Below are 26,185 nucleotides of genomic sequence, written 5' to 3'. Positions count from 1 at the left end.
TCGAAGCTGTGTGGCGCGTTCCCGCAATTAGCGCGCGCGAACGCCAGGCAATTGAGCGCTGCGGGCTCAAGCGAGCGAGGACGAAGAGATCGTCCCATAACGCAGGAACACTTCGACCGAAAGCGAAGCGTCGTGGCGAAACGCAAGCCTATATGCCGCGTTCGTCCCGCAGATTGTGAATTATGCGAAGTGCATTATTGAACCTGCGTAGCTGCGCTTCGGAACCTTCGGCGCAACCCTCACGCCGCTCGGGTTCGCTGACACTTGCCGCCATGAGCCTTGGCTACGCCGTGGTGCAGCTTGACATCACCATCGTCAACACCGCGCTCGCCAGCATCTCGGCCTCGCTCGGCGGCGGCGTCTCCGAGCTGCAGTGGGTGGTGAGTGCCTATACGATCGCCTTTGCCGCCTTCATTCTGACGGCAGGCGCGCTCGGCGACCGTATCGGCGCAAAGCGCGTCTTCATGGCGGGTTTTGCCATCTTCACGCTGGCCTCGCTCGCCTGCGCGGCCGCGCCGAACGCGGCGTGTCTGATCGCTGCGCGCTGCGTGCAGGGCTTTGCCGCGGCGATCCTGGTGCCGAATTCGCTGGCGCTGCTGAACCACGCCTATGCGGATGAGAAGGCGCGCGGCCGGGCCGTCGGCGTTTGGGCCGCCGGCGCAAGCGTGGCCCTGACCGCCGGTCCCTTTGTCGGCGGCGGCCTGATCGCACTGGTCGGCTGGCGCGCGATCTTCCTGGTCAATCTGCCGATCGGCCTCATCGGGCTGTGGCTGACCTTTCGCTACGCCGACGAGACGACGCAGCATCGGCAACACGAGATCGATCTGCCCGGCCAACTTGCCGCGATCGCCGCCCTGGGTAGCCTTGCCGGCGCGCTGATCGGGGGCGGCGCGCTGGGTTTCGACAACGCGTTCGTCATCGCGGGCTTCGTCAGCGCTGCCGTCATCGGCCTGTTGTTCGTCTGGCGGGAGGCGCGCGCAAGCCAGCCGATGCTGCCGCTGTCGCTGTTTCGCCATCGGATGTTCGCGGTCACCGCGCTGGTCGGCCTGCTCGTCAATGTTGCCTATTACGGCCTGATCTTCGTGCTCAGCCTCTACTTCCAGGAGGTCAATGGCTTTTCGCCGTTCGCGACCGGCCTTGCCTTCGTGCCGATGCTCGGCGCGGTGTTGCCGGTCAACCTGCTGGCGCCGCGCGTGGCAGAGCGGATCGGCGCGCCGGCGACGATCGCGGCCGGCGCCACGCTGTCGGCCGCCGGTTGCCTTGCGCTGCTTGGGATCGCATCCGGCACGAGTTATCTTGCGATGTGCCTGCAGCTCGTCGTGATAAGTTGCGGGCTCGGCCTCCTGGTGCCGCCGCTGACGTCGACCTTGCTCGGCAGCGTGGAGAAGCCGCGCTCGGGCATTGCCGCCGGCGTTCTGAACGCGACGCGCCAGACCGGCAGCGTGCTCGGTGTTGCGCTGTTCGGCTCACTCGTCGCAGGACGCGGCGCTTTCATTGCGGGTGCGCATGCTTCCCTGATGATCTCGGCCGCGGTGCTGCTCGGCGCGGCAGCCGCGATCTGGCTCGCAGCGCGTTCGACGAGCTAGCCGCACGAGCGCGCTGCTCAAGCAATCGTTCACCATCGCCCGAACCAAGCCTTCGCCATTAACCAGATCGTATCGGGCTCCGCGCTTGCTATGGCCAAGAGGGATCTTGGTCTTGGCATGTACAAAGTACTAACCTGTTTGAGCACGGAGCATGACTGGCGGCTCGTCGCGCTGGCAGGTGCCGTCTGCTTTCTTGCCAGTAGCGTTGCGATCAGCCTGTTCCAGCGCGCCAGGGCCTCGCAGAACTCGACGCGTCTCGTCTGGCTGGTGCTGGAGGCGGCCATTAGCGGCTGCGGAATCTGGGCCACCCATTTCATCGCCATGCTGGCCTACGATCCCGGTGTCGGCACGGGCTACAGCATCCGCGTGACGACGCTGTCGCTGTTGTTCGCGATCCTCGTCACCGGCTTCGGTTTTGGCATCGCGCTCTCCGCGGCGCGGCAGTCGCGCGCCATGATCGGCGGCGCCATTGTTGGCCTCGGCGTCGCCGCGATGCACTACACCGGCATGCTGGCTTTGCAACTGCCGGCGCGCATCACCTGGGACATGGCAACGGTCGCCGTCTCCGTCGCGCTGGGCTGCGTCCTCGGCGCTCTCGCGCTTGCGGTGGCGACCGGTCGCGAAAGCAACCTCCGCAACCTGATCGCAGGGCTGCTGTTTACGCTTGCGATCGTATCACACCACTTCACCGCCATGGGCGCCGTGACGCTGATCCCCGATCCGACGCTCGCCGGCGATACATTGTCGATCTCGCCGACCATCCTCTCGTTCCTGGTCGCGGGCGCCGCCCTCGTCATTCTCGGGATCTCGCTGCTCGCCGCATCGATGGATCGCCGCGCCAAGCGGGCGCTGGGCCGGCAGAAGGTGCTGCTCGACGGCGCCCTCGAGAACATGTCGCAGGGGCTGTGCATGTTCGATGCGGAAGGGCGCATTCTCCTGTGCAATGAGCGCTATCTGAAAATGATGGGGCGCGGCGATCTGAAACTGGAAGGGCGGCTTTTGCTCGATGTCCTGCGCGAGCTCAAGGCGACCGGCCGCTGGGAGGGCGACGCGGACGAGTTTGTCGCCAACCTGATCACGGAAGCGCGCACCGGGCGGGTGGTGACCAAGGTTATCGAACAGCTCGGCCGATCGATCCGGATCGTGCACCAGCCGATGCAGGGCGGGGGACTGGTCGCGACCTACGAGGACATCACCGAATGGCAACGCGCGCAGGCGCAGATTTCCCACATGGCGCGCCATGACGCGCTGACCAATCTGCCGAACCGGACGCTGTTCCGCGAACAGCTCGAACAGGCGCTGCGGCTTGCGAAGCGCGGCGATCAGCTCGCGGTGCTCTGCCTCGATCTCGATCACTTCAAGGACATCAATGACTCCCTGGGCCATCCGACCGGCGACGCCCTGCTGATCGAGGTCGGGCGCCGGCTCAGCCAATGCATCGGCGAAGGAGACACGGTGGCGCGGCTCGGCGGCGACGAATTCGCCATCGTGCAGCTATGCGACGCCGGCGAAACCAATCCGGCGGTGTCGTTGGCGAGCCGCATCGTCGAGGTCATCGCCGCACCCTACGATATCGGCGGCCACCAGCTCCTGATCGGCGTCAGCGTCGGCATTTCGCTCGCGCCTGACGACGGCAAGAACCCGGACGAGCTCTTGAAGAAGGCCGATCTCGCGCTTTACCGCGCCAAGGCGGATGGCCGCGGTACCTACCGCTTCTTCGAAGCCGGCATGGACGCCCGCGCTCAGGCGCGGCGCCTTCTGGAGTTGGACTTGCGGGCGGCGCTGTCGCGCGGCGAGTTCGAGATGCATTACCAGCCGATCCGCGATGTGCTTGCGGATACGGTCGTCGGGTGTGAAGCACTCATCCGCTGGAAGCATCCGCTGCGTGGCTGGGTGCAGCCCGCCAGTTTCATCCCGCTCGCAGAGGAGACCGGGCTGATCCTCCCGATCGGCGATTGGGTGTTGCGCGCCGCTTGCAAGGACGCGATGGAATGGCCGGCCGAGATCGTTGTCGCAATCAATCTCTCGCCGGTCCAGTTCAAAAATCCCAACCTGCTGGCCTCGGTGATGGCGGCGCTGGAGTCGTCGGCCTTGCCCGCGCATCGGCTCGAGCTCGAAATCACCGAATCCGTGCTGTTGCAGAACAGCGAGGCCACGCTCGCGACCCTGCACGCGCTGCGCGCGCAAGGCGTGCGCATCTCGCTGGATGACTTCGGCACCGGCTATTCGTCGCTGAGCTACTTGCGCAGTTTCCCCTTCGACAAGATCAAGATCGACCGCTCCTTTGTGGAGGAGCTGACGTCGCGCGAAGATTCGATGGCGATCGTTCGTGCGGTCACCGGGCTTGGTCGCAGCCTCGGGATCGTGACCACGGCGGAGGGCGTCGAGACCATGGGGCAGTTGGAAGTCCTGCGCCGCGAGGGCTGCACACAGGCGCAAGGCTATCTATTCAGCCGGCCGTGTCCCGCTCAGGAAATGAAACGAATGCTGGTCGCGGAACGGGAAAGCGCCGTAGCCTGAGGCGGATTATATCCTGCGCAGCGCGAAATGCGCTCCGCAAAACGCCATCACCGCGCCGAGGCAGAGTGCGGCAAGGCCAGCCAGCACGCCCAAAACGGTCGGGACCGGAGACGGCGCGGACGCCGCTTGCCCGGCGCCCGCCAGCACCAGCACAGCGATCGCGATCAGGAACTGCCGCATCCGCTCCGGCAGTTGCCCCGAGGCCGCGCGGTGCATCAGCATTGCGACGAAATAGCCGCTGGAAAAGGCGACCGTTGCGATCAGCCACCAGGCCACCGCCGATCCCGCCGGCATGAAGTCGCGCGTATCGGTTCGCCAGAGCCCGCCGAGATCGAGCCCGTAACGTGCGCCCAGCATGTGCACGGCGAGCGCCAGCAGCACGCCCGAGACCAATGCACCGGCGAGCACCAGGTGACGTGGAAAATAGGTCGCTTCAGCCATGCGCCATTTGTAAGATAAAGCGGAGCTGCGCCGCAAGGCGACGCGCTTGATTCTTTATTCTTTGTCGGAGTCGTCATTGCAGAAAGCCGCGATCAACGCCGCGCCGGGCGCTCCGCCGATTCGTTACGCCTACAAGGCCTCGCTCATCGGCGGCGCGCATCAATTCGAGCTGACCGATGCGGGATTGGCCTGGCGGCTGGCCGGCAGGTCGGGTGCTTGGGCTTACGGCGATATCGCCGCGATCCGGTTGTCCTTTCGCCCGGTGTCGATGCAGGCGCATCGCTTTCGTGCGGATGTCCGTCACATCGGCGGCGGGCGCATCACGATCCTCTCCACGAGCTGGCAGACCTCGGCCTTGATGGCGCCGCAGGATCAAGACTATCGCATCTTCATTCATGAGCTGCATGCGCGAATGGCTGACGCAGGGAGCCGCGCCGCGCTGACCGGCGGCTTGTCGCGCCAGGCCTATGCGGTTGCGCTGGGGCTGGTGGCCTTGGTCGCGATCGCGATGGCGGGTCTTCTCGTCCGCGCCATCACCATGCGCGAACTTGCCGGCGCGGCCTTCATCGTCGGCTTTGCCGCCTTGTTCGCCTGGCAGGTCGGCGGCTTCATCAGGCGCAACCGCCCGCTCGCTTATTCGTTCGATCGGATTCCGGAAAGGCTGCTGCCGTAGGCCGGCAACACGGCGAGATCACTCTCGCTCGTCATTGCGAGGAGCGAACGCGACGAGGCAATCCAGAGTGTATCCGCGGAAAGACACTGGATTGCTTCGCTTGCGCTCGCAATGACGCCGCAGGTTGTGCGCGCGTGTCTCGATTCACCGACTGCCGTAAGCGGCGAGCGGCGGCTATTCCGTCGAGTCAAAATCCTCCTCCCGCGCGTTCAGCACGCCCGCCAAGGTCTGCAGTCCCGTTTCCAGCTGCTCGATGGTCGGCGCGCCCAACGCGAGGCGGACGGCGTTGGGAGCATGTCCCGGCGCGACCGCAAAGGTCGTCGACGGTGTCAGGGCGATGTCGCGGCGGGCCGCGGCGGCGACAAAGGTTTGCGATCGCCAATGCGAGGGCAGCGTCAGCCAAAGATGATAGGATCTGCCGTTCGCCTGGATATCGAATCCGGAAAGGCATTTGGCGGCGAGCTGCTGGCGTTTTGTCGCATCGATGCGCTTGAGCCGCGACAGCTCCGCCACGGTGCCGTCGTCCATCAATTGCTGGCCGGCAGCGAGCGCATAGCCGGACGCGGTCCATCCGCCTGATCGTACCGAGGCCATGATGCTTTCGCGCAAGCGCGGCGGCGCGACGATCATGCCCAGCGCCAGTCCCGGCGCGACTTTCTTCGAAAGACTGTCGAGCACGACGCAGGACTCCGGCGCAAGCGCGGCAAGCGGTGCATCGTCGTCGAGAAAGCTGTAAACCGCATCCTCGATCACGGGCAGGCCGAGCTTCTCGACGACGCGCAGCAAGTCGGCGCGGCGCGCGGGCGGCATGGTTATCCCTAATGGATTGTGAATGACGGGTTGAATGTAGAGCGCGGATAGCCGCGCTTCACGGTGAGCCTTTTGCACGGCATCGGGACGGACGCCGTCGTCATCCATCGCCAGCGGCACCAATGTTATCCCAAGCCGCGCGGCGATGCCCTTCACGAAGGGATAGGTCAGAGCTTCCACACCGCAACGTCCGCCGGTCGGCACAATGGCAGCCAGTGCCGCCGCGATGCATTGCCTGCCATTGGCCGTGAACACGATTTGGTCCGGGTTCGGTGTCCAGCCGCTGCGTGCGAGAAACTGCGCGGACACCGCGCGCGCCGTGGAAGTCCCGATGCTGGCGATCGGCCGCAGCGCGACGTCGAGGACGTCCGGCCGCTCCATTCCTTGCAGGCTCTTGGCGATCATCGCCGATTGCGTCGGCAGCAGCGGATAGTTGAATTCCAGATCGATGCGCGCGCCGTGTGGGTCGGCCGGCGCGGCAGTGCCGCGGCGCGCGTCGCCTGACACGAAAGTGCCGCGGCCGATTTCGCCGACCACCAGTCCGCGACGCAACAGCTCCGTGTAGACGCGGCTTGCGGTGGAGACTGCGATCTTGCGCTCATAGGCGAAGCTGCGCTGCGGCGGCAGGCGATCGCCGGGCTTGAGCGTGCCGCTGGCGATCTCGGCGGCAATGACATCGGCAAGCCTCAGGTAATCAAACTTCGACATTATTGCACCGAGAGCAATGTTTTTCTTGCACCGAGACATTTACGAGATCATCTAGGCGGCATCAAGCCGCGTTTGCACCGAGGATTGCGCATGTGATCCGAGGTCAATGAAGGCGCAGGGGCGTGCACCGGCGCTTGCGCCGACGGCATCGCTTTGCCTTGCGCGGCGACGAGCCGGAGAAGAAAAGTGTCGATGACATCCAGAGCCGCCGCCGGATCCGCGCGCGATGACTCATTCAGCAAAATTCTGCGATGGCTCGCAGAATGGCTACAGGCAGTGATGACTCACTCGCACCGCCGCGCCACGATCAAGGCGCTGCAGGAGCTGGACGATCGCGAGCTCCGCGACATCGGGCTGTTGCGTTCTCAGATCGAGGACGTGATCAACGGAAAGCTGAGGCGATGGCCGGGATGAAGGCGGCCGGCTGTTTGCGCGGGCAGGAGCAACGACAGTGCGTCACAACGACGCAAGCCTCTTCGTGACTCCTTTGCGAGAACGCAGCAAAAGCAGTGCATTCCATCGAGGCGACGCGGCTCTTGGGCGGATCGGCGCGATGTGCGGATCAATGGTCGGTCCAGAACGGCTGCGCCAGTTTCCGTAACGGCTGTGAGATCAGCAATGCCCCGATTGACTCCGGCTTCGCCAAGCTTCTAGATGATCACGACGGTTCCCCTCACGGGGATGAAAAGGGAATGCGGTGCGGGGTCTATCCCTCATGCCGCGGCTGCCCCCGCAACTGTAAGCGGCGAATCTTTCGTCATAGGCCACTGGGAATCTCGGTCCTGGGAAGGCGACGCAAGGTTAGGACCCGCGAGCCAGGAGACCTGCCGTCAGCCGTGGTCACACGCGAAAATGTCGGTCGGGGAGTACAGACATTGTTTTCACTTGGCGTAGCCTGATGATGCGCCGGTGAGGCCTCGTTCGCTGTGACGTGCCACTGACGTCATGCCGAGGTCCACTCGTGTTCTTCGTTGCTTTTGTCGCAAGGCGGCTGCGCGCCGGCCTGCTCGCCTTTAGCTACCTTATTCCAGCTCTGCCGTTGGGAATCTGCTCTGCAAGGCGCAGCAATCCCATTTGCCCCACGTCCCACCCACACTCACGGTCAACCCGCTTAACAACAGCCGTTCCGTCGGTCCTCCACAGCATTGTAATGTTATAACATTACATATAGGATACAAAGAAGGAAGAAATGGAACGGCACTGGCGGACCGCGCATGGTCGAGGCGAGACCTCGTTCGCTGTGACGTGCCACTGCCGTCATGCCGAGGTTTACCCGTGTTCTCTGTTGCTTTTATCGCAAGCCGATCGCGTATCGGCTTGCTCGCTTTTGACTTCCTTGTCCCAGCTTTGCTGTTCGGGATTTATCCTGCCAAGGCGCAGCAATCCGATTCGGCTCAGATCTTGCCGCCGGTTACAGTCAGCCCGTCGCAAAAACCCGCGGTGAAGCCAGCTCGCCCTGACGGCAAGCGTTCAGCCGGAGCCTCGCGGTCGCAGTCAAAACCGGCGGCAACGTCTGGCGCTGCGCTCCCAGTTGCGGGAGCCGACATCTCATCTTCGACACTGAATTTGACCCGGCGGAATACGAGCGGGAGCCGTCTCAACCTCACTCCGCTGCAGACCCCCGCCAGTGTCGAGACGATTGCGTCGCAGACCATCGAAGACCGCGGCCAGCACAATGTGACCGATGCGGTCGCCCAAAACGCGGCGGGCTTCACTGCAAGCCCGGCTCCCGGCAATGGCGGCCTCTCGTTCAGCACCCGCGGCTTCACCGGAAGCAATTCGGTGATGACGCTCTATGACGGCACGCGCCTCTATGTCGGCGCTGGAACCGTGACGTTTCCGTTCGATACCTGGTCGGCGGATCGCATCGAGGTCATGCGCGGGCCGGCTTCGGTGCTCTACGGTGAAGGTGCGATCGGCGGCATCATCAACGTGATCCCCAAGAAGCCGATCACGACGTCCTACAACGACGCTGAGGTGTCGCTCGACACCAATATGACGCGACGCCTCGCGGTGGACAGCGGTGGCCCGATCAATCCCAACGTCTCCTATCGCATCAATGCCACCGGCAACATGTCGGACGGCTGGGTCGACCGCGACAAGACGTCGAATCTGGCGATCTCCGCCGCAGTGCGGGTGCAGGCCGCCGACAATCTCGCTTTCACGCTTTCGAACGACTACGGCGACCGAAGCCCGTCGCGCTATTTCGGCACGCCGCTGATCAACGGGTCGATCGATGACGCGCTGCGGTTCAAGAACTACAACGTGATCGACAGCGCGATCCGCTATCAGGACAACTGGACTCAGTTCAAGACCGAATGGGACGTGGCGGACGGCATCAGCGTTCGGGATACGCTCTACTACCTGACCAGCCATCGGCACTGGCGCGATGTCGAGAGCTACACCTGGAATGCCGCGACACAAATGGTCAATCGCACCAACTACATCGAGATCTTCCACGACCAGGATCAGGTCGGCAACCGGATGGACGCGACGTTTCGCGGTCACGTGCTGGGCCTTGCGAACGAGTTCGTCGCGGGCTTCGACGTCAACCGGGTCGATTTCACCCACACCAACAATTCGCCCTATCGCGGCGCATCTTCGGTCAGCCCGTATGGCATCGATATGGGCTCGTTTTGGGCCACGACGACGCCGACCACTCCCGGCTACAATGCGATCGTCAATCAATATGCCCTGTTTGCCGAGGACCGGCTGTCGCTGACCGATCAGTTGTCGGTCGTGAGCGGCGTGCGGCTGGACCGCCCCGAGGTCGACCGTACTGATTACAAAACTCCCGCAAACAGCTTTGAAAGCTCGCTCTCGGGTACGAGCTGGCGCACCGGCGTGGTCTACACGCCGGTCACGGATCTCGCATTTTACGGGCAATATGCGACGGCCGTCGATCCTGTCACCAATCTGATCTCACTGTCCGCCACCCAGAAGACTTTCCAGCTCGCCACCGGCAAACAAACCGAGGTCGGCGTCAAGCAGTCGTTCTGGGGCGGTCGCGGCGAATGGACGCTGGCGGGCTATCAGATCGTCAAGAACAACCTGCTGGTCCCGGATCCTAACAGTCCGGCCGGCCTGGCGTTGCAAGTCGGCCAGCAATCGTCGCGCGGTATCGAGGCGTCGATCGGGCTGGCGCTGAATGACGGCTGGCGCGTCGATGCCAATCTCGCGCTGCTGCGGGCGCGATACGACAATTTCAGCCAAGTGGTGGGTGGGCAGATCGTCAGCTACGCCGGCAACGTTCCGATCAACGTGCCGGAGCAGGTCTCGAACGTGTGGCTGACCTGGGACTTCGCTTCCAACTGGTCGGTCTATGGCGGCGTGCAGATCGTGGGCCGCACATTTTCGGACAACGCGAACACCCAGCTTCGCCCGGCCTACACCGTTGTCAATGGCGGGCTGCGCTGGAAGCCGGACGAGCGAACGACGGTCGCGGTTCGCGTCTACAACCTGTTCGACACGATCTATGCCACCTCGGCGCCTTACGCCGGACAATGGCTGCTCGGCATGCCGCGCACGGCGGAATTGTCCGTCAATGTGAAATTCTGACCGTGCGCCGTACGCTGATGCGGAAAGGGCGGCGATGGCTTTATATCGTCCATCGCTGGATCGGCATCGCGACCTGCCTGCTGTTCGCGATGTGGTTCGTCTCGGGCGTGGTCATGATGTACGTGGCTTTCCCGCAGCTCACGGATCGGGAGCGCTGGGCGGCGCTGCCCACGATCGCCTGGGACCGTGTGCTCGTGGCGCCCGATCGCGCCATGGCCATCGCCGGTGTCGCCAGCTACCCGCGCGATCTGCGTCTCGTCATGTTGGACGACGCGCCTGTCTACCGGCTGCTGGACTGGGATGGCGCGCACAAAACGATATCGGCGGTGGACGGTCGCCCGATCGACGGCATCACGCCCGAACAGGCGCTGGCGATCGCAAGCCATCATCCGAATGCCGTTCATCCGCAAATGATCGGCACCGTCGCGCGCGATCAATGGAGCGTCACGGCGCGCTACGATCCGCTCCGGCCGCTGTTTCTGGTGTCACTCGGAGACGAGGACGGAACCGAGCTTTACGTCTCGGCGCGGACCGGCGAACTTGCGCTCGACACCACGCGACGGGAGCGGATTTGGAACTGGCTCGGCTCGATCCCGCACTGGATCTATCCCACGGTTCTGCGCCAGGATGGGGCAATCTGGCGGCAAACGGTGCTCTGGATATCCGGGATTGGCCTCGTCGTCGCGGTCACCGGCTTCTGGATCGGCGTCCTGCGGCTGCGGTTGCGCAAGCATTATGCCCGCGGCACGGTCACGCCTTATAGCGGCTGGATGGCCTGGCATCACATCGCCGGGCTGATCGGCGGCATCTTCGTCCTGACCTGGATGTTCAGCGGCTGGCTGTCGCTCAACCCTGGTGACTATTTCTCGTCCCGAGGCCCGACCCGGGACATGGCCGTCCGCTATGCCGGGCAAGATGCGCCGCGGATCGTCGCAAGTTTTCAATCGATGCCAGCGCCCGGGGCGGTCGAAGCCCGCTTCGTTTGGGTCGGAGGCCATCCGCTGATGGTGCTCATCGATCGTGATGGCCGTCAGACCACGGTCGATCCAGGAAGCGGCGTTGCGACGGTGCTTTCCGACGACGAGATTTTTGCCGCCGCGAGCAGGTTATTGCCGCGCGCCGTGATGACCATGCGTGTGCATTTGCATGAGTTCGACGCCTATTGGTATCCGCACCACGGCGAGCGGCTCTTGCCGGTGTTGCGCGTCGGTTTTGACGACACGGCTCAGAGCTGGTTCCACGTGGATCCGCGCAACGGCGACATTCTCGGCCGGACCGATAACAGCCGGCGGGCTTATCGTTGGCTGTTCAATGGCCTGCACAGCCTCGATTTTCCGCTGCTGCTACGCCACCGCCCGGCATGGGACATCGTGGTCTTCCTGTTGTCGCTGATCGGAATGATCGTGTCGACCAGCGGCGTCGTTATAGGCTGGCGACGGCTGCGCCGCGGCTCGGGTCCGAGGAAGACCAAATTTTACGCGCCTAAGTCCTCGGAAGCGGCCCTGGGCCAGCGTCATCTCCCATGGCGAAGGTAGGCAATGCTCGCGGCTATGCTTCGCATCGGATCGGGCGAATAATCCTGCTCGACGAAGAAATGTTGCACGCCACTCTGCAACGAAGCGTCGATGATCTGACCGAAGTCGAGGGTGCCATTGCCTATTTCGGTGGTCGATCCGTCCTTTGCAACGTCCTTGAGATGAACCAGGCGAAATCGCGATGGATGTGCCCTTAGAAAGCTTGCGGGATCGACGTTGCCTTTCTTGGCCCAGTACACATCGAGCTCGAATTTGACGAAGCGTTCATCGGTGCGGCTGAGCAGCAGATCGTAGGGTCGGGCGCCACCGGCCAAATCTGCGAACTCGAAATCGTGATTATGATAGGCCAGTATCAGCCCGGAATGCGTCGCCAATTCACCGATGGTGTTCAAGTCTTCACAAATCCGCTTCCAGTCGTCGACCGTTTGTCGCTGCGACTGGTCCAGCCAGGGGCAGACGACAAATCGTGCGCCAAGAACGATAGCGGTATCGAACGACGTCTGGGGATTATTGCGCAGGCTGACATAGTCGATGTGCAGCGAAGGGGCGGTGAGATCCAGGCCTCGCAGGAGTTCACGGGTTTGCCTGACGTCGGGTCCGAGGATGCCGGCAAACTCAACCTCACGATATCCGAGGAGGGCAACGCTCCTTAACGTGCTCTCGAAATCGGATTTCAGGGGGTCGCGAACCGTGTAGAGCTGAAGTCCGATTCTCTGCAACTCCGCAGCCTTCGCCGCGGCTGCTGTCATCGCGGTCGCCGCGGCGGTGCTTGTCAAGAAATCGCGTCTGCTCAGGGGCATCGACGAGTTCGACCTCGCCAAGGAGGATCGCGTCTTGCGTCGATCCTCAGTGCGTCTTTCGATTCCAGCGCCGCGCAGCGAGCGTGAGTTATCTCGGCGATTGCAGCACGACGCCGTAGCGCCGGTATATTCGCTCGATCGTGCCGTCTGCCTGCAGCCGTTCCAGCGCTTGATTGATGGCATCGCGCAGACTGTCGTCGGGGCGGACCATGCCGACGGCGACATTCCAGTTGAGGTCCGCAACGCTCTCGTCTCGGTCGAGGATGCGGAGCGCCTTGTCCGGATGCGTCAGATTGTAATAGCTCGCCACAGTTGGCGTCACCGCCGCCGCGTCGATCTCATGATTGGCGAGCGCGTCCAGGCTGTCGACCTCGAACCCGAAGGTCGATGTCGGCACATGCCGCTGACCGATGATCATCGCGGCGACGGACCCGACCTGGACCCCGACCTTGGTGTGCGCGTCGAGGCTCTTGAACGACGTGAGCTTGCTGTCGGTCGGCACGGCCAGCGCGACGCCGGTGCGGTAATAGGGCTTTGATATCCGCAAATTGGTCTCGCCTTGCGCTTCGCGATCGGCGATGACATCCAGAACGATGTCGCAGCCGGCGCTCCGCATCTGGTACTGTGTGATGATCCAGTCGAGCCGCAAGGAGACGCCGAGCTCGTGGGCGAGTGCCCGTGCCAATTCGATCTGAAATCCCGGAGGGTCACCCGCCTTGCTGGCGAAGGGAAGCGAGTTGGGATGGGCGCACAGCCCAATCTCTCCGTATGAGCGGATGCTATCGAGCGATCGCGCCCGCGTCGGCCCCATCAACGCGATGACGACGGCGACGACCACGAGCGGGAGGATTCTTGTCATTCCGTATCCCTCGCGCGAACGGATTTGCACGCGGCGCCTCATCCTTCGCGCGGCTTCAGTGACCGGATGTACTTGATGATCTCATCGATCTGCGCATCGGTGAACATTCCGCCGAAGGCAGGCATCGCGCCCGGCTTGCCGTTCTTGATGCGGTCGCGAATAAACTCATCGTCCCGCTGTGTGTTCATGAGCTGCGGCCCCTTGCCGGCCGCGCGGCCGCCATCGGAGTGACACCAGCCGCAGGTCGTCGCGAACAACTGCTCGACGTCCATGGGTGCGTTCTCGGACGGGGGGGCGGGGGGCTGCTGGGCGCGCGCCGGCACGGCGCATGCCAGCAAAGCTGCGAGCAGCGCCGACGGCAAGACCATGATGCCGAGGTTCGATTTCATGAAGCGCAAGTCCATTTAAAAAGGCACATCAGGACGTAAAGGGCACGGGGAGGGGCCTTGTGTCCGCTCCCCGGCCGGTATCGCGGAGATCGCCTTACTTCAGGCTGTAGACAACGAGCGCGCCGTCGTCGCGCGGCATGCTCTTGTAAACGCCGCCGAAAGTCGGCGCATAGTCGTCCGACGCCATGCCGCCGAAGCCCGCAACCACCGCGATGTATTGCTTGCCGTTGACGGCGTAGCTGATGATGCCGCCTTGGTGGCCGGTGCCGTCGGAATGGTTCCACAGCTCGGTCCCGCTGTCGGCATCATAGGCGTGCACGGTGCCGCGCGAGTCGGGTACGAACACCAGATTGCCTCCGGTCGACAGCACGCTGCCAAGCGGCGGCTCGGGGAAGCGGACTTCCCACTTCTTGGCGCCCGTGATGGGATCGCGCGCGTCGAGATGGCCGTAGATCTCGCCGCTCGGCGGCGGCGCGATCTTGAAGTCGGCGCCGATGTTGAGCTGGGCCTGAGGGGCAACGATCGGAGTCGTCTTCATGACCTCGAGCGTCATGCACCATTCCTGGCCGAGCTTGTAGTAAAGGCCCGTCTTGGGATTGTAGGAGCCGGAGTTCCAGCTCACGCCGCCGGAAATGTGCGGGCACAGGGGCTCGGAGACCTTGCCGGCCGTGAAGTCGCGACGGCCGATCAACTCGCCCGTCTTGGGATCGATGTTCTTGACGAAGTTGCTGTTCTGCGTGATCCGCCAGACGTTCTTGACACCCAGATTGCGGTCATAGACGAAGATGTATCCGCTCTTGTTGGGATGCACCACATACTTCTGCCCGTCCCGATCGAGCATCACGAATTCGCCGACCGCGCTGTCGAAATCCCACGCATCGTGCGGCAATTCCTGATGATAGAACTTCAACTTGCCAGTATCGATGTCGAGGCCGAGCACCGAGGAGGTATAGAGGTTGTCGCCGGGACGCGCGCCCTGCGTCTTGTAGTCGGGGCCCGACCAATCATAGAGCGGCGCCGGGTTGGCGGTACCCCACAGAATGGTGTTGGTCTCCGGATCGTAGGTGCCGGGCATCCAGCCGCCGCCTCCGCCGGTGCGCCAGGAGTCGCTGCCCCAGGTCTTCATGGCTTCGTCGGTGCCGGCAACCGTGAGGAATTCCCATTTCTTCTTTCCGGTCGCTGCGTCGACCGCAAAGATCGGCCCGCGGCCCGGCCATTCGCCGCCCTGCGCACCGATGATGACGGTGCCCTTGGCAAATAGTGGCGCGCCGGTGAATCCGACCGTCAGCTTCTGGGAATCGATCAGCTTGGTGTCCCACGCGACTTTTCCGGTCTTCATATCGAGCGCGATCAGCCGGCCGTCCATGGTGCCGACATAGACCTTGCCGTCGCCGATCGCGACGCCGCGATTATAGGGGGAGTGGGTTTGGCGCGCGATCAGCGCCTCGTCCAGTTCCGGGAAATAGGACCAGATCACCTCACCGGTGGCGCCGTTCAGCGCAAAGACCCGGCTATAGGAGCCCGTGTAGTAGAGGACGCCGTCGGCGACCAGCGGCATCGATTGCAGGCCCCGGGTGGACCGTCCCGGAATATGAATCCAGGCAACGCTGAGGTCGCCGACATTGCCGGTGTTGATCTGGGCCAGCGGACTGTAATGATAGGACTTGTAGGAACCGTGATAGGTCAGCCAATCATTCTGGCCACCGGCTTCAATGCGCGCAGTATCCACCGATTGGGCAAAGGCTGACGGCGCTGCAAGCGTCGCGGCCACGGCAACAGGTAAACAAAAATAGCTCCACCATGCCTTCATAGCGACTTCCTCCCATTTCGTTTTTTGCACTGCTCACTGCATTGCCTTAACGCGCGGCACATGATCGCTCGCTGCGATCGTGTGCCGCGCGTCGGGACAATTCCGGTTTCGTTTTGTCAGAGGGGACGCTTGCGCGTCCTCAGCCATGGGCTGCAATGGCCATCTGGCGAGCGCGGAGCGCTCTTTGGGGGCGAGGTTCACGCTTGTTGCGCTACGATGAGGATACCGATTGGCGCATCGCACAATCGGCCACTGACGTCTCGTCCGCGCGCGTAACGTACTTGCAGCCATCACGTCCAACTGCCTCCCGGCCCCGAATAGGCTCCTCTGCAGCGAGTTTGGGCTTGCTTGATCGGCATCATCACGCCCGAATGTGGCGAGACGGCGCCGATCTCCGTTCACCTCACGTGGTCATCTCTAATGTCGCACCACCAGCACCGAGCATTTGGCGTAACGCACGACATGGCCGGCGTTGGAGCCGAGAAAATAGGTACGCATGGCCGGCCGGTGCGAGGTCATCACGATCAGGTCGGCATGGATGGCGGCGGCCTCTTCCAGGATCTCGTGATAGATGCCGCCCTGCCGCACCACGGTGGAGATCCGCGACGGCTCGATACCGGACTCGCGCGCCACGATCGTAAGGGCCTCTTCCGAGGCCTGGCGCTGCTGGATGTCGAAATCCGCCGGCACATACTCGGCCAGCATCACCGGTGTCATCGGCAGGACATTGAGCAGCCGCACAGTACCGTTCCAGGTATTCGCCAGCGTGGCCGCTGTGGCGATGGCGGGTTTCGCCAGATCGGTGTCGGCAAGATCGATCGGCACGAGGATGGACTTGAACATCTGCGCCTCCGTATGTGCCGACCAGACTAGCACGAATGGAGCGTAGGTGTGCTCCGCCTTTAGAGCATGATCCGGAAAAGTGGATACCGGTTTTCCGAGACGGTGACGCTCCAGGAAATCCGGGTGGCGAAGCCGGCTAGTCGCTCGAGGCCTGCTTCAACAGTTTGGGGCTGACAAAGAGCACGAGCTTGCCGCGGTGGAATCCCACGTCGTCCCAATCCACGGTTGCGAAGTCGAAGACGGCAAGGCCCGCAGTCGGTAGATTGTCGGTCAGCGCCTTGCGACCCGCAGCATCGCCGCCACCGGTGAGCGCCAGCGCAAGCTCGTGCATGCCCGGATTGTGCCCGACTAGCATCAGCCGCTTCGGATCGGAGACGGAGGCCATGCGAATGGCGTGCAGAAGCTCGGTCGCGTCGGCGCCGTAGAGTTCCGGGACCGATTCCACCAGCGGCGGCGGGACCAGCCCCTTCATGGCCGCCCAGGCGATGTCCCAGGTCTGCTGGGCGCGCACGGCCGGCGACACCAAGACGCAATCCGGGAACGGCGGATGCCGACCGATCCAGCCGCCGATCTCGGCGGCGTCGCGCAGGCCGCGGTCCTCGAGGCGGCGGTCCTGATCCCGGCCCGATGGCGCATCGGATTCGGTCTTGGCGTGCCGCAGCAGCATCAAACGGCGCATGGGCTTAAGATCTCGATTCGGTTCGGCCCCATTAATGTACAGGCCGTTATCTAGGACAAGGTGACAAGGACGCGAAGGCTACTTAAGAAAACGACATGAACGAGACCTCTACAACCCCGACAGGTGCCCCCGACATTGCCGCGCCGCAGGAGCGCCGACGGCTGACCTTTGATCTTGATGTCGACATCTGCGTGGTTGGCGCCGGCCTCGCCGGGCTGACGGTCGCACTGGAATGCGCGCGGCTCGGGGCAAGCGTCGCCGTGCTCGAAGGCCGTCATGTCGGCTGGGGCGCCTCCGGCCATCAACTCGGCACGGTGATGCCCGGTTTCAGCTTACCGGTCGGCGACTTGATCGAGCGGGTCGGTTTCGAGAGCACCCGCGCGCTTTGGGCGCTCTCGAAGGAGGGGGCCGAGTATGTTCGCGCCAATGCCACCGAAGAATTGATGCCGGGCATCGGTTTCAGCGAGGGCGTGCTCGAGGTCTCCAATGTCGATGCCGGCGATCGGCTGATCAGCCGACTGCAGATGCTGAGCGAGGATATCGACACGGAGGTGGAGGGCTGGCAGGTCGATCGCGTCCGCGAACAGCTCAAGACCGACCGTTACTTCCACGGCGTGTATTATCCGAAAGCGTTCCAGATCGATGGACGCAAATATCTGTTCGGACTGGCGACGATGGCCCGGCGCGCCGGCGCGCGCATCTTCGAGGACACGCCGGTCGTCAGCGTCGATTCATCAGGCGTTCGCAAGCGCATCGTCACGCCCTCGGCGCGGCTCCGCGCCGGCCACATTGTGCTAGCCGGCAATGTGCATCTGGGGGCGACGGCACGGCGGCTATCGGCGACGCTGTTGCCGGTGTGGCGCTATGCCGGCGTGACCGCACCGCTCGGCGAGCGTCTGGCCGACGTCATCGCCTTCAAGGGATCGGTCGTCGACAGCGACGGCATCGATCATTTTCGCATCGTTGGCGGCGACCGCCTGATGTGGGTTAGCCCTGAAACCACCTGGGCGGCGCGGCCGCAGCGCTTTGCCGGCGCCATCCAGCGCCGCATCCGAACTATCTTTCCGAAGCTGGATGCGGTTGAGATCGCACAGATGTGGGGCGGGGCGGTTGGCCAGACCGTGCACGGCATGCCGCAGATCGGTGAGCTGCGCAAAGGCCTTTGGGTGGCAAGCGGTTTTGGCTGGCAAGGATTGAACACCTCGGCCATTGCCGGACTGCTGATCGCGCGCAGCATTCTGTGGGGCGACGAACGCTGGCGGTTGTTTTCGCCGTTTGAGCTGGTGTGGGCCGGCGGCCCCACAGGCCGGGTGGCGGGCTACGCGGTCGGACTGTGGCGGCGAGGGAGATCGGCGGCGGCCGGCGCGCTGGCCCGTCATCGGGAGCGCGTGCGGATCCAGGATCGGCTGCGCGAGGCCCGGATCGCCGAGGCCAATCGCCAGGCCGGGGAGCGTTCATCGCCCCGGCGCTCCCGGTCGGCGGTCGTCCGTTCCGGGCAGCCGCGCCCCGCAGAACCGCAGCGCAGCGAGGTCGAGGGAAGATAGGGCATTCGGTGCGCGACGGGCCGCGCTCGCACGAATGTGAGAATCATCAGTGCGATCGGGTGTAACTTCCGACGCGGCGCCCCGTATTTCACGGCGAAGAATTGCGGATTCCTGTTATTGCGGAGACCCCGATGCCTGACCGCCGCTTTCTGCTGACGTCCGTCGCCGGCTTGTTCGGCCTTGCAACATTGCGCTGGCTGCAGACCTCGCCGGCGCGCGCTGCCGAGAAATTCGAAATCGAAAAGACGGATGCGGAGTGGCGCGCCCAGCTCACGCCGCAGCAATACGAAATCCTGCGCAACCAGGGCACCGAGCGTGCTTGGTCGAGCCCGCTATTGAAAGAGCACCGCAAGGGGATCTTTGCCTGCGCCGGCTGCGACCTGCCGCTGTTTTCCTCAGACACCAAATTCGAGAGCGGCACCGGCTGGCCGAGCTTCTACAAGCCGTTGGACAATGCGGTCGGCACCACGGAGGATCGCACCTTCGGCATGGTGCGGACCGAAGTACATTGCCGCCGCTGCGGCGGCCACCTCGGCCACGTGTTCGATGATGGGCCCAAGCCCACCGGCCTGCGCTATTGCATGGACGGCCTCGCGCTCGTGTTTCACCCAGCCGCGCCGTCCGCGACCTGAGATCATTTTCCGTAATTTTTCGCCTGGTTGGTTCGCCTCATCCGTTCAACGGAGGCGAACTGCTCGTCACCTAGCTCAAGGTCAGGGCGCTTGTTTGCGTGAACAGGTTGCCGGTTGCCCGGCAATAGTTGCCCGCCCGGCAATTCCGCGCCGGTTCGCGGACGGCTGTCTTTTGCCTAAGCCTCTGATGTGAGGGCATTTTCCAATCTGGCACAACGCTTGCGATGGTTTTCACGGATCGCGGCGGGGCGCGCGCCTCGCCGAAGGAATCGAATGTGGAGACAATCGTATGGGTATCTTCGACGCTTTGAATACGTCGGTCAGCGGCCTGCAGGCGCAATCCTTTGCGCTGCAGAACATCTCCGGCAACATCGCCAACGCCTCGACCATCGGTTACAAGGGCATCGGCACCAGCTTCGAAGACCTCATTCCGAACGCCACCTCGCCGAGCAAGCAGGTCGCCGGCGGCGTCACCGCCTTCTCGCAGTCGACCATCACCACCCAGGGCACGGTTTCGAACTCCACCGTCGCCACCAATATGGCGATCAACGGCGATGGCTTCTTCAATGTGCAGAAGCCGACCTCCATCACCGACAACCAGCCGGTGTTCGACGGCGTGACCTACTACACCCGTCGCGGCGATTTCCAGATCAATGCCAACGGCAACCTGGTCAACGCCGCAGGCTACTACCTGATGGGTTACACGGTCGACCCCAAGACCGGCAATCCGACCGGCAACGTGCCGCAGGTGCTGCACTTCGACAACAACTTCATTCCGGCCCAGGCGACGACCGCCGTTCAATACGCGGCGAATCTTCCGAAAGTGCCGAAAACGCAGGCCAGCACTTCGGGGCTGGCTGGTACGATCACGGCGGCGGGCGGTATCAACCCCTCCGACTTCGCTTCCAATCCCCTGCCGGTCGGTTCGCCGGCGCCGCCGGTCGACGCCTCCAAGACCGGCACTGCACTCACGAACCAGGCGGGAAACCCGGTTACCGCCAATACAGCACTGTCGGGCACAGCCGGCAGCGACTCGCTGTCGGCGGGCTTCGCTGCTGGCGACAGCATCACCGTCAATGGCGTCACTATCAATTTCGTCGCTACCGGGGCTACCGGAAACCAGCTTAACATCACCGACAATGTGCAAGCGCTGCTCAACAAGATTTCAGCGATCACCGGAGGAGCGGCTAGTATCTCGGGTGGCAAAATCACCCTGCACACCGGCACCGCGCAGGACCTGAACATCTCTGTCCCAACGGGTGCCACGGCCAACTCCACGACCGCCCTCCAGGGGCTCGGCTTGGGCGCGCCACCGATCACGCAGGCGCGTGCGCCGGGCACCAACGTCGGAACGGGTGTCGTTACCGCCAACGACCTGACCGCCTTCACCAACGAGTCCATTAGCGGCGGCGCGGTGACGACCTACAATGCGGCGGGCACGCCCGTGAACCTGCAATTGCGCTGGGCCATGACCGACAGCGCATCACTTGGTGCCGGCCATCAGGACACCTGGAACCTGTTCTATCAGACCAGCACCACCGCGACCGGAAATCAGACGGCCTGGGTCAATGTCGGCACGAATTTCGTATTCAACGCCAACGGCGCGCTGGTCTCGCCCACGGGGTCGGCGATCACAATTCCCGGCGTAGCCGTGGACGGGCAAGCCCTGGGCAATCTCACGATGAACATCGCCTCTGGTGCATTGACGCAATATGCGAGTTCGAGCGGTGCGGCGACCATCAACCAGATCCAGCAGAACGGTTTCGCCGCCGGCCAGTTGCAGTCGGTCGCCATCGATAACAACGGCATCGTGGTCGGCACGTTCTCCAACGGACAGAACGTCGACCTCGCCGCGGTGACGCTGTCGCACTTCAACGGCACCAACTACCTCAAGGCGATGGATGGCGGCGCTTACGCGGCCACCACCGAGTCGGGGGCGGCGATCACGGGCGCCTCGGGCAAGATTAGCGGCTCGTCGCTGGAGGGATCGAACACCGACATCGCCGACGAGTTCACGAAGCTGATCGTGACCCAGCAGGCCTATTCGGCGAATACCAAGGTGATCACGACGGCCAACAGCATGGTTCAGGACCTCCTGAACGTGCTCCGCTGAGTTGGATCGGCTCAATTCTAAAGTGACGTAGCTCAAGGCAGGTAAACAAGATGGGTTTAGGCTCGGCTCTTGCCACCGCGATGGCTGGTTTGCGCAGCAACCAGGCGGCGCTGTCGATCATATCGTCGAATGTCGCCAATTCGCAGACGCCCGGTTACGTCACCCAGAACCCGACACAGGTCGAGCTCGCGAGCGGCGGTTACGGCTCCAGCGTCCAGACCACCGGCGTCAACCGTCAGCTCGACATCTTCATCCAAAGCCAGCTCCGTACGGAGACTTCGGGGGCAGGGTATGCCAATCAGATGGCGAATATCCTGTCCCAATTGCAGACCGTGTACGGCAATCCTGGCGGCGACGGCACGCTGGAAACGATGCTCAGCAATTTCACCAGCGCGCTGCAGTCACTGTCCAGCAATCCCGGCGACCAGTCGGCGCAGAAAGTGGCGCTCTCGGCGGCCCAGTCGCTCGCCGCGCAGTTGAACACGACCACGCAAGGCATCCAGACCCTGCGCACCAATGTCGATCAGGATATCGGCAATTCGGCGGCGCAGGCCAACACCTACATGAGCCAGATCGCAGACATCAACTCGCGCCTACAGGGCTTGAGCCCGACCGATCCGATGGCCGCAACGCTGATGGATCAGCGGGACAACGCCGTCAACGAGCTCTCCAAGCTCGTCGACGTTCGGGCCGTCACCGACTCCTCGAACCAGGTCAGCCTGTTCACCAATTCCGGCATCCAGCTCGTCGGCGGTGGGCTGGCGTCCTCCTTCGTCTACAGTTCGGCGGGCGTGCTCAACGCGAACGCGCAGTACGATAGCAATCCAACGAAATCCGGCGTCGGCTCGCTCAACATCAGGCTGCCCAACGGCGCCAACATGGATGTTGTCGCAAACAACGTCATCAGCTCCGGCCAGATCGCGGCCGACCTGAAGTTGCGCGACCAGACCCTGGTGCAGGCGCAAACCCAGGTGGACCAACTCGCGGCGACGCTGTCGAGCGGGGCGTCCGACCAGACCACGGCCGGCACCCCGGTTGCGGGAACGCCGGCCGGCTTCGACGTCGACACCTCGAATATCCTGCCCGGCAACACCATCAACCTGACCTACACGGATACGGCGACCAAGACTCAGCGCCAGATCTCCATTGTCAATGTGAAGGATCCGGCGGCGCTGCCGCTGCAGAACGCCGCCAATGCCAATCCGCAAATGATCGGCGTCGATTTCTCGGCCGGCATGGGCACGGTGGTCTCACAGCTCAATGCGGCGCTTGGCTCGAATAACCTGCATGTCTCGATTGCACCGCCCCCGGCATCCGGTTCGACGTTGCGCGTGACGGATGACGGCACCGGGAATGCGACCGTCAATGCGGTATCGACGACCACCACCGTGCAGTCGCCGACAGCAGGCGTTCCTCAGCTTCCGCTGTTCACCGACGGAGCCTCGCTGTACACCGGAGCGATCTCGGGAAGCGGATCACAGATGACAGGCCTTGCGGGCCGCATCTCGGTGAACACGGCTTTGCTCGCCGATCCCTCGAAGCTCAGCACCTACAGCACGTCGCCGCCGACCGCCGCGTCTGACAACACGCGCTCGGATTTCCTGTTCAAGCAGTTCACCACGGCGAACTTCAGCTATTCGCCGCAGACCGGGCTCGGTTCAGCGGCCGCGCCGCTGAAGGGCACGGTCGGCAGCTACCTGCAGCAATTCATCAGCCAGCAGGGCAACGCCTCCACGCTCGCCAACCAGTTGCAGCAGGGTCAGAGCGTCGTCGTCTCCACGCTGCAGCAGAAATTCGACTCCACCGCCAAGGTCAATATCGACACGGAAATGTCGAACCTGATCCAGGTCCAAAATAGCTATGCCGCGAATGCTCACATCATGTCGGTCGTGCAGAGCATGATGCAAACCTTGCTCCAGGCGCAATTGTAGGGCGTTTAACAATGTCGATCAGTAGCATCAATTATAGTTCGTCTCTGCTCGGCCTTTCCGTGCAGAACATCAACAATCAGCTCAGCAATCTCTCGACGCAGTTGTCCAGCGGGGTGAAGTCGACCAACTACGCCGGCATGGGCACCAACGAGGGCTTCGCGGTCGCGGCGCGCTCGCAGCTTGCGAATATCGCCTCGTTCAGCGATACCATGACGGGCGTCACCACGATCATCAACGCGGCCAACGCCGCGTTGCAGTCGCTGTCGACCACCGTCGGCCAGGTGCAGAGCGAAGCGGCGGCCACGCCGCAAAATCTGACGAGCTCGGGCCAGACCATCGGCCAGCAGAATGCGCTCGCCCAGCTTTCCGCGATCGTCGGGGTGATGAATACCCAAGTGGGTAGCCGCTACATCTTCTCCGGCAGCGCCATCAACACGCCGGCCATGGCATCGGCCGACGACATCCTGAACGGCACCCCCACGCAGGCCGGGCTCAAGCAGGTGATTGCCGAGCGGCAGCAGGCCGATGGCGCCAATGCCCTCGGCCGCCTCGTGATCAGCCCGTCGGGAACAATGCCGATCCAGATCTCCGAGGATGGCTCGCCTTTCGGGTTGAAGCTCGCCGGGGTCTCCGCGTCGCCGCCCAATCCCAATACCACGGTCACCGGCCCGTCCGGCTCGCCGCCTTCGATTTCGATCAACATGACGGCTAATCCGAATCCGGGCGATCAGATCAGCCTCACCTTCAAGCTGCCCGACGGCACCAGCGAAAACATACAGCTCACCGCCAGCAGCCTCTCGCCGCCGCCGGCCAATGGCTTCAGCATCGATTCGACGTCGTCAGCGAACACGTTCGCCAACCTGAACGCCGCGCTGAACAGCTCGATCGGCAAACTTGCCAACACCTCGCTGTTTGCGGCGTCAGCCGTGGTCGCAGGGGATGAATTCTTCAACACCACCACTGCGATCGGCAACGCCGCGCAAAACCAGGCCAGTGCGCCGATTACCGGCCTCACGGCTCTGTCCGGGACCGCTCCTGACTCGCTGACTACCGGGTTTGCGGCCGGCGACACCATCACCGTCAATGGTCAAACGCTCAAGTTTGTCTCGGGCACCGCGAACGGCAATAACGAGATCAGCATCAGCGACAACGTCCAGACGCTGCTCTCCAAGATCCAGACGCTCGAAGGCACTACGACTCCGTCGACTGTCAGCGGTGGCGTCATCACGCTGAACGGCAACGGCGCTTCGAAGCTGCTGGTGACGAGTTCGAACCAAGCGGCATTCGCCGCGCTCGGCTTCTCCGGTGGCAGCGCGACCGCAACGCCATTGCGGATTGTGCCGCCGCTTTCCTCGGCCACTACACTTACCAGCGGCGCGGCCAATACGGTTGCCTGGTACACCGGCAATTCGGAGCCAGGTTCGGCGCGTTCCTCCGCGATCGTGCGCATTGATTCCGCGCAGACCGTACAGTTCGGTGCACAGGCCGATGAAGAGGCAATCCGGCAGGCGGTGCAGAATATCGCGGTCTATGCCGCAGTCTCTACGCCGCCGGGAGGCCCCAATGCGGGTGCGATAGCGCCCTTGAGCCTGCGGATCGGCGCCAACCTGACCCCGCAAACCGGCAAGCAGACGATTTCGGACATCCAGACCGAATTTGCCACCGCGCAGACCACGATGAAGGATGCCCAGGCGCGGCAAAGCCAGGCCAAGACCGCGCTGCAGAACCTGATCTCGGACACCGAGGGCATTTCGCAGAACGAGGTGGCGGCCAAGATCCTGGCGCTGCAGACCAGCCTGCAGGCTTCCTACCAGACCACCGCGATGCTGTCGCAGCTCAGCCTGGTCAAGTTCTTGCCCACGGCGTGATCGCTAAAGGGGAGGGGCGTGGTTAGGTTTTCGTTAACCACGTCTCTTTACTGTTTGGACAGAAGTGCGGGGGACCGCCGCTTTTGGAGGCGCTGATGACCGACAAGATCCACCTCGTGGTCGCGACACCCTGCTTCGGCGGGCAGGTTTCAAGCATCTATGCCAGCTCGATTTTCGGCCTGCAGCACGCGGTGCGCAGCATGTCCAATCTCGATTTCACAGTGCATATGCGCGATGGCGATGCGCTGATTACCCGCGCCCGCGCCAATCTGGTGACGCTGTTCCTTGACGATCCTACCGCCACCCACCTTCTGTTCATTGATGCCGATATCGGGTTTACGCCGGAGCAGGTGTTCCGGCTCATCGAGTCGGGCGCCGACGTCGTGGCCGGCGTTTATCCGATCAAGCGGGTGAACTGGGACAAGGCGAAGCGGGCGATGGACGCGGGCCGGCCGAACCTGCCGGCCGCCTCGCTCGATTACGTGCTCGAGATCGACGATCCCGACCACGTCGTGGTGGTGAGCGGATTTACCCGCGTGCGCTATGCCGGAACGGGCTTCTTGATGATCAGGCGCCAAGTACTGGAACGCATGTGCGCGCATTATGCCTCGCTGCAGTTCTTTCGCGAGCATTCGCATGACGCCTTGGCGGGTAGTCCGAACCGGTTCGCGCTGTTCGAATGCATGATCGACCGGGCGAGCGGCACCTATCTCAGTGAGGATTTCGCGTTCTGCAAACGCTGGACCGATATGGGCGGTGAGATCTGGGCCGATCTCGACAGCCGCCTCGATCATGTCGGGCCTTCCGTGTTTCGCGGCAGCGTTGCCTCGCAATTCGCTCCCGCGCCTGCCGCGGTCGTAGCGGCGGATGCGGCTTGAGAGCTGGC

20 protein-coding genes and 1 riboswitch are annotated in these 26,185 nt (G+C 63.3%); of the genes, 12 read left to right on the top strand and 8 right to left on the bottom strand.

Features of this window, described 5'->3' with window-relative positions; genetic code table 11:
• The first annotated feature begins 182 nt into the window (after nucleotides 1-182).
• Both F758_RS0125070 and F758_RS0125065 read left to right on the top strand, forming a co-directional pair.
• Nucleotides 183-1,586: an MFS transporter gene (locus F758_RS0125070; RefSeq protein WP_024510457.1), complete on the top strand. Its 1,404-nt coding sequence runs from the start codon at nucleotides 183-185 to the stop codon at nucleotides 1,584-1,586.
• Nucleotides 1,587-1,703: 117 nt separating this feature from the next.
• The gene (locus F758_RS0125065) at nucleotides 1,704-4,106 is read left to right on the top strand and encodes a bifunctional diguanylate cyclase/phosphodiesterase (RefSeq protein WP_024510456.1); all 2,403 of its coding nucleotides are present in this window, start codon (nucleotides 1,704-1,706) and stop codon (nucleotides 4,104-4,106) included.
• Between the two features lie 6 nt (nucleotides 4,107-4,112).
• Here F758_RS0125065 and F758_RS0125060 read toward each other — a convergent pair whose 3' ends face one another.
• Entirely contained in the window at nucleotides 4,113-4,547 is a 435-nt protein-coding gene (locus F758_RS0125060) for a hypothetical protein (RefSeq protein ID WP_024510455.1), read from the bottom strand.
• Between the two features lie 76 nt (nucleotides 4,548-4,623).
• Here F758_RS0125060 and F758_RS0125055 point away from each other — a divergent pair, with 76 nt between their 5' ends.
• On the top strand, nucleotides 4,624-5,220 hold the full coding sequence (locus F758_RS0125055; RefSeq protein WP_245286588.1) for a hypothetical protein: 597 nt from the start codon (nucleotides 4,624-4,626) through the stop codon (nucleotides 5,218-5,220).
• Nucleotides 5,221-5,394: 174 nt separating this feature from the next.
• Here the strand turns inward: F758_RS0125055 and F758_RS0125050 are convergent, their stop codons facing one another.
• Nucleotides 5,395-6,738: an aminotransferase-like domain-containing protein gene (locus F758_RS0125050; protein ID WP_024510453.1), complete on the bottom strand. Its 1,344-nt coding sequence runs from the start codon at nucleotides 6,736-6,738 to the stop codon at nucleotides 5,395-5,397.
• A 279-nt stretch (nucleotides 6,739-7,017) separates the two neighbouring features.
• On the opposite strand from F758_RS0125050, the gene F758_RS52040 reads away from it, so the two are divergent.
• From F758_RS52040 to F758_RS0125035, 3 genes are all read left to right on the top strand, one after another.
• The gene (locus F758_RS52040; RefSeq protein ID WP_245286589.1) at nucleotides 7,018-7,152 is read left to right on the top strand and encodes a DUF1127 domain-containing protein; all 135 of its coding nucleotides are present in this window, start codon (nucleotides 7,018-7,020) and stop codon (nucleotides 7,150-7,152) included.
• A 233-nt stretch (nucleotides 7,153-7,385) separates the two neighbouring features.
• Nucleotides 7,386-7,584, top strand: a riboswitch (cobalamin riboswitch).
• Between the two features lie 720 nt (nucleotides 7,585-8,304).
• Complete coding sequence (locus F758_RS0125040; RefSeq protein WP_502689178.1) at nucleotides 8,305-10,296, top strand: TonB-dependent receptor; 1,992 nt, start codon at nucleotides 8,305-8,307, stop codon at nucleotides 10,294-10,296.
• 17 nt (nucleotides 10,297-10,313) lie between these two features.
• Nucleotides 10,314-11,831, top strand: coding sequence for a PepSY-associated transmembrane domain-containing protein (locus F758_RS0125035; protein ID WP_084305648.1), 1,518 nt, complete (start codon nucleotides 10,314-10,316; stop codon nucleotides 11,829-11,831).
• On the opposite strand, the gene F758_RS0125030 is transcribed toward F758_RS0125035, so the two are convergent.
• The 6 genes from F758_RS0125030 to F758_RS0125005 form a co-directional block, all read right to left on the bottom strand.
• Complete coding sequence (locus F758_RS0125030; protein WP_051387041.1) at nucleotides 11,810-12,580, bottom strand: sugar phosphate isomerase/epimerase family protein; 771 nt, start codon at nucleotides 12,578-12,580, stop codon at nucleotides 11,810-11,812. The genes F758_RS0125035 and F758_RS0125030 overlap by 22 nt on opposite strands.
• A 139-nt stretch (nucleotides 12,581-12,719) precedes the next feature.
• Nucleotides 12,720-13,490 (bottom strand): substrate-binding periplasmic protein, encoded by a 771-nt coding sequence (locus F758_RS0125025; protein WP_024510448.1) that lies wholly within the window; start codon nucleotides 13,488-13,490, stop codon nucleotides 12,720-12,722.
• 38 nt (nucleotides 13,491-13,528) lie between these two features.
• The gene (locus tag F758_RS48090; protein ID WP_245286587.1) at nucleotides 13,529-13,879 is read right to left on the bottom strand and encodes a c-type cytochrome; all 351 of its coding nucleotides are present in this window, start codon (nucleotides 13,877-13,879) and stop codon (nucleotides 13,529-13,531) included.
• Nucleotides 13,880-13,973: 94 nt separating this feature from the next.
• Nucleotides 13,974-15,689, bottom strand: a complete 1,716-nt coding sequence (locus F758_RS0125015; protein WP_024510446.1) for a pyrroloquinoline quinone-dependent dehydrogenase — start codon at nucleotides 15,687-15,689, stop codon at nucleotides 13,974-13,976.
• Nucleotides 15,690-16,106: 417 nt separating this feature from the next.
• On the bottom strand, nucleotides 16,107-16,532 hold the full coding sequence (locus tag F758_RS0125010) for a universal stress protein (protein WP_024510445.1): 426 nt from the start codon (nucleotides 16,530-16,532) through the stop codon (nucleotides 16,107-16,109).
• A 136-nt stretch (nucleotides 16,533-16,668) separates the two neighbouring features.
• Complete coding sequence (locus F758_RS0125005; RefSeq protein ID WP_024510444.1) at nucleotides 16,669-17,211, bottom strand: SixA phosphatase family protein; 543 nt, start codon at nucleotides 17,209-17,211, stop codon at nucleotides 16,669-16,671.
• Between the two features lie 95 nt (nucleotides 17,212-17,306).
• Between F758_RS0125005 and F758_RS0125000 the strand changes: the two genes are divergently transcribed.
• From F758_RS0125000 to F758_RS0124975, 6 genes are all read left to right on the top strand, one after another.
• A complete protein-coding gene (locus F758_RS0125000) occupies nucleotides 17,307-18,755 on the top strand; it encodes an NAD(P)/FAD-dependent oxidoreductase (RefSeq protein WP_024510443.1) in 1,449 nt (482 codons plus the stop codon).
• A gap of 131 nt (nucleotides 18,756-18,886) precedes the next feature.
• Nucleotides 18,887-19,387: a peptide-methionine (R)-S-oxide reductase MsrB gene (gene msrB / locus F758_RS0124995; RefSeq protein WP_024510442.1), complete on the top strand. Its 501-nt coding sequence runs from the start codon at nucleotides 18,887-18,889 to the stop codon at nucleotides 19,385-19,387.
• A gap of 289 nt (nucleotides 19,388-19,676) precedes the next feature.
• A complete protein-coding gene (locus F758_RS0124990) occupies nucleotides 19,677-21,500 on the top strand; it encodes a flagellar hook protein FlgE (protein WP_024510441.1) in 1,824 nt (607 codons plus the stop codon).
• A gap of 50 nt (nucleotides 21,501-21,550) precedes the next feature.
• Nucleotides 21,551-23,431, top strand: a complete 1,881-nt coding sequence (gene flgK / locus F758_RS0124985) for a flagellar hook-associated protein FlgK (protein ID WP_024510440.1) — start codon at nucleotides 21,551-21,553, stop codon at nucleotides 23,429-23,431.
• An 11-nt stretch (nucleotides 23,432-23,442) separates the two neighbouring features.
• Nucleotides 23,443-25,299 carry a flagellar protein gene (locus tag F758_RS0124980; RefSeq protein WP_024510439.1) on the top strand — a complete coding sequence of 619 codons (1,857 nt, stop codon included), beginning with the start codon at nucleotides 23,443-23,445 and terminating at the stop codon, nucleotides 25,297-25,299.
• A gap of 95 nt (nucleotides 25,300-25,394) precedes the next feature.
• The gene (locus tag F758_RS0124975; protein ID WP_024510438.1) at nucleotides 25,395-26,177 is read left to right on the top strand and encodes a hypothetical protein; all 783 of its coding nucleotides are present in this window, start codon (nucleotides 25,395-25,397) and stop codon (nucleotides 26,175-26,177) included.
• The last annotated feature ends 8 nt before the right edge of the window (nucleotides 26,178-26,185 follow it).

The sequence above is a fragment of the Bradyrhizobium sp. ARR65 genome (genome assembly GCF_000472385.1).
In the GTDB taxonomy this organism is placed as follows: Bacteria; Pseudomonadota; Alphaproteobacteria; order Rhizobiales; family Xanthobacteraceae; genus Bradyrhizobium.
The sequence above is the reverse complement of the archived record's forward strand: the minus strand, read 5'-3'. Positions and strand labels throughout refer to the sequence as shown.

Bases quoted from the DNA above. Each gene is read 5' to 3' on its own strand.
- F758_RS0125070 (WP_024510457.1), top strand. From the start codon at position 183: ATGCGAAGTGCATTATTGAACCTGCGTAGCTGCGCTTCGGAACCTTCG.
- F758_RS0125065 (WP_024510456.1), top strand. From the start codon at position 1,704: ATGTACAAAGTACTAACCTGTTTGAGCACGGAGCATGACTGGCGGCTC.
- F758_RS0125060 (WP_024510455.1), bottom strand. From the start codon at position 4,547: ATGGCTGAAGCGACCTATTTTCCACGTCACCTGGTGCTCGCCGGTGCA.
- F758_RS0125050 (WP_024510453.1), bottom strand. From the start codon at position 6,738: ATGTCGAAGTTTGATTACCTGAGGCTTGCCGATGTCATTGCCGCCGAG.
- F758_RS52040 (WP_245286589.1), top strand. From the start codon at position 7,018: ATGACTCACTCGCACCGCCGCGCCACGATCAAGGCGCTGCAGGAGCTG.
- F758_RS0125035 (WP_084305648.1), top strand. From the start codon at position 10,314: ATGCGGAAAGGGCGGCGATGGCTTTATATCGTCCATCGCTGGATCGGC.
- F758_RS0125030 (WP_051387041.1), bottom strand. From the start codon at position 12,580: ATGACAGCAGCCGCGGCGAAGGCTGCGGAGTTGCAGAGAATCGGACTT.
- F758_RS0125025 (WP_024510448.1), bottom strand. From the start codon at position 13,490: ATGACAAGAATCCTCCCGCTCGTGGTCGTCGCCGTCGTCATCGCGTTG.
- F758_RS48090 (WP_245286587.1), bottom strand. From the start codon at position 13,879: ATGAAATCGAACCTCGGCATCATGGTCTTGCCGTCGGCGCTGCTCGCA.
- F758_RS0125015 (WP_024510446.1), bottom strand. From the start codon at position 15,689: ATGAAGGCATGGTGGAGCTATTTTTGTTTACCTGTTGCCGTGGCCGCG.
- F758_RS0125010 (WP_024510445.1), bottom strand. From the start codon at position 16,532: ATGTTCAAGTCCATCCTCGTGCCGATCGATCTTGCCGACACCGATCTG.
- F758_RS0125005 (WP_024510444.1), bottom strand. From the start codon at position 17,211: ATGCGCCGTTTGATGCTGCTGCGGCACGCCAAGACCGAATCCGATGCG.
- F758_RS0125000 (WP_024510443.1), top strand. From the start codon at position 17,307: ATGAACGAGACCTCTACAACCCCGACAGGTGCCCCCGACATTGCCGCG.
- msrB (WP_024510442.1), top strand. From the start codon at position 18,887: ATGCCTGACCGCCGCTTTCTGCTGACGTCCGTCGCCGGCTTGTTCGGC.
- F758_RS0124990 (WP_024510441.1), top strand. From the start codon at position 19,677: ATGGGTATCTTCGACGCTTTGAATACGTCGGTCAGCGGCCTGCAGGCG.
- flgK (WP_024510440.1), top strand. From the start codon at position 21,551: ATGGGTTTAGGCTCGGCTCTTGCCACCGCGATGGCTGGTTTGCGCAGC.
- F758_RS0124980 (WP_024510439.1), top strand. From the start codon at position 23,443: ATGTCGATCAGTAGCATCAATTATAGTTCGTCTCTGCTCGGCCTTTCC.
- F758_RS0124975 (WP_024510438.1), top strand. From the start codon at position 25,395: ATGACCGACAAGATCCACCTCGTGGTCGCGACACCCTGCTTCGGCGGG.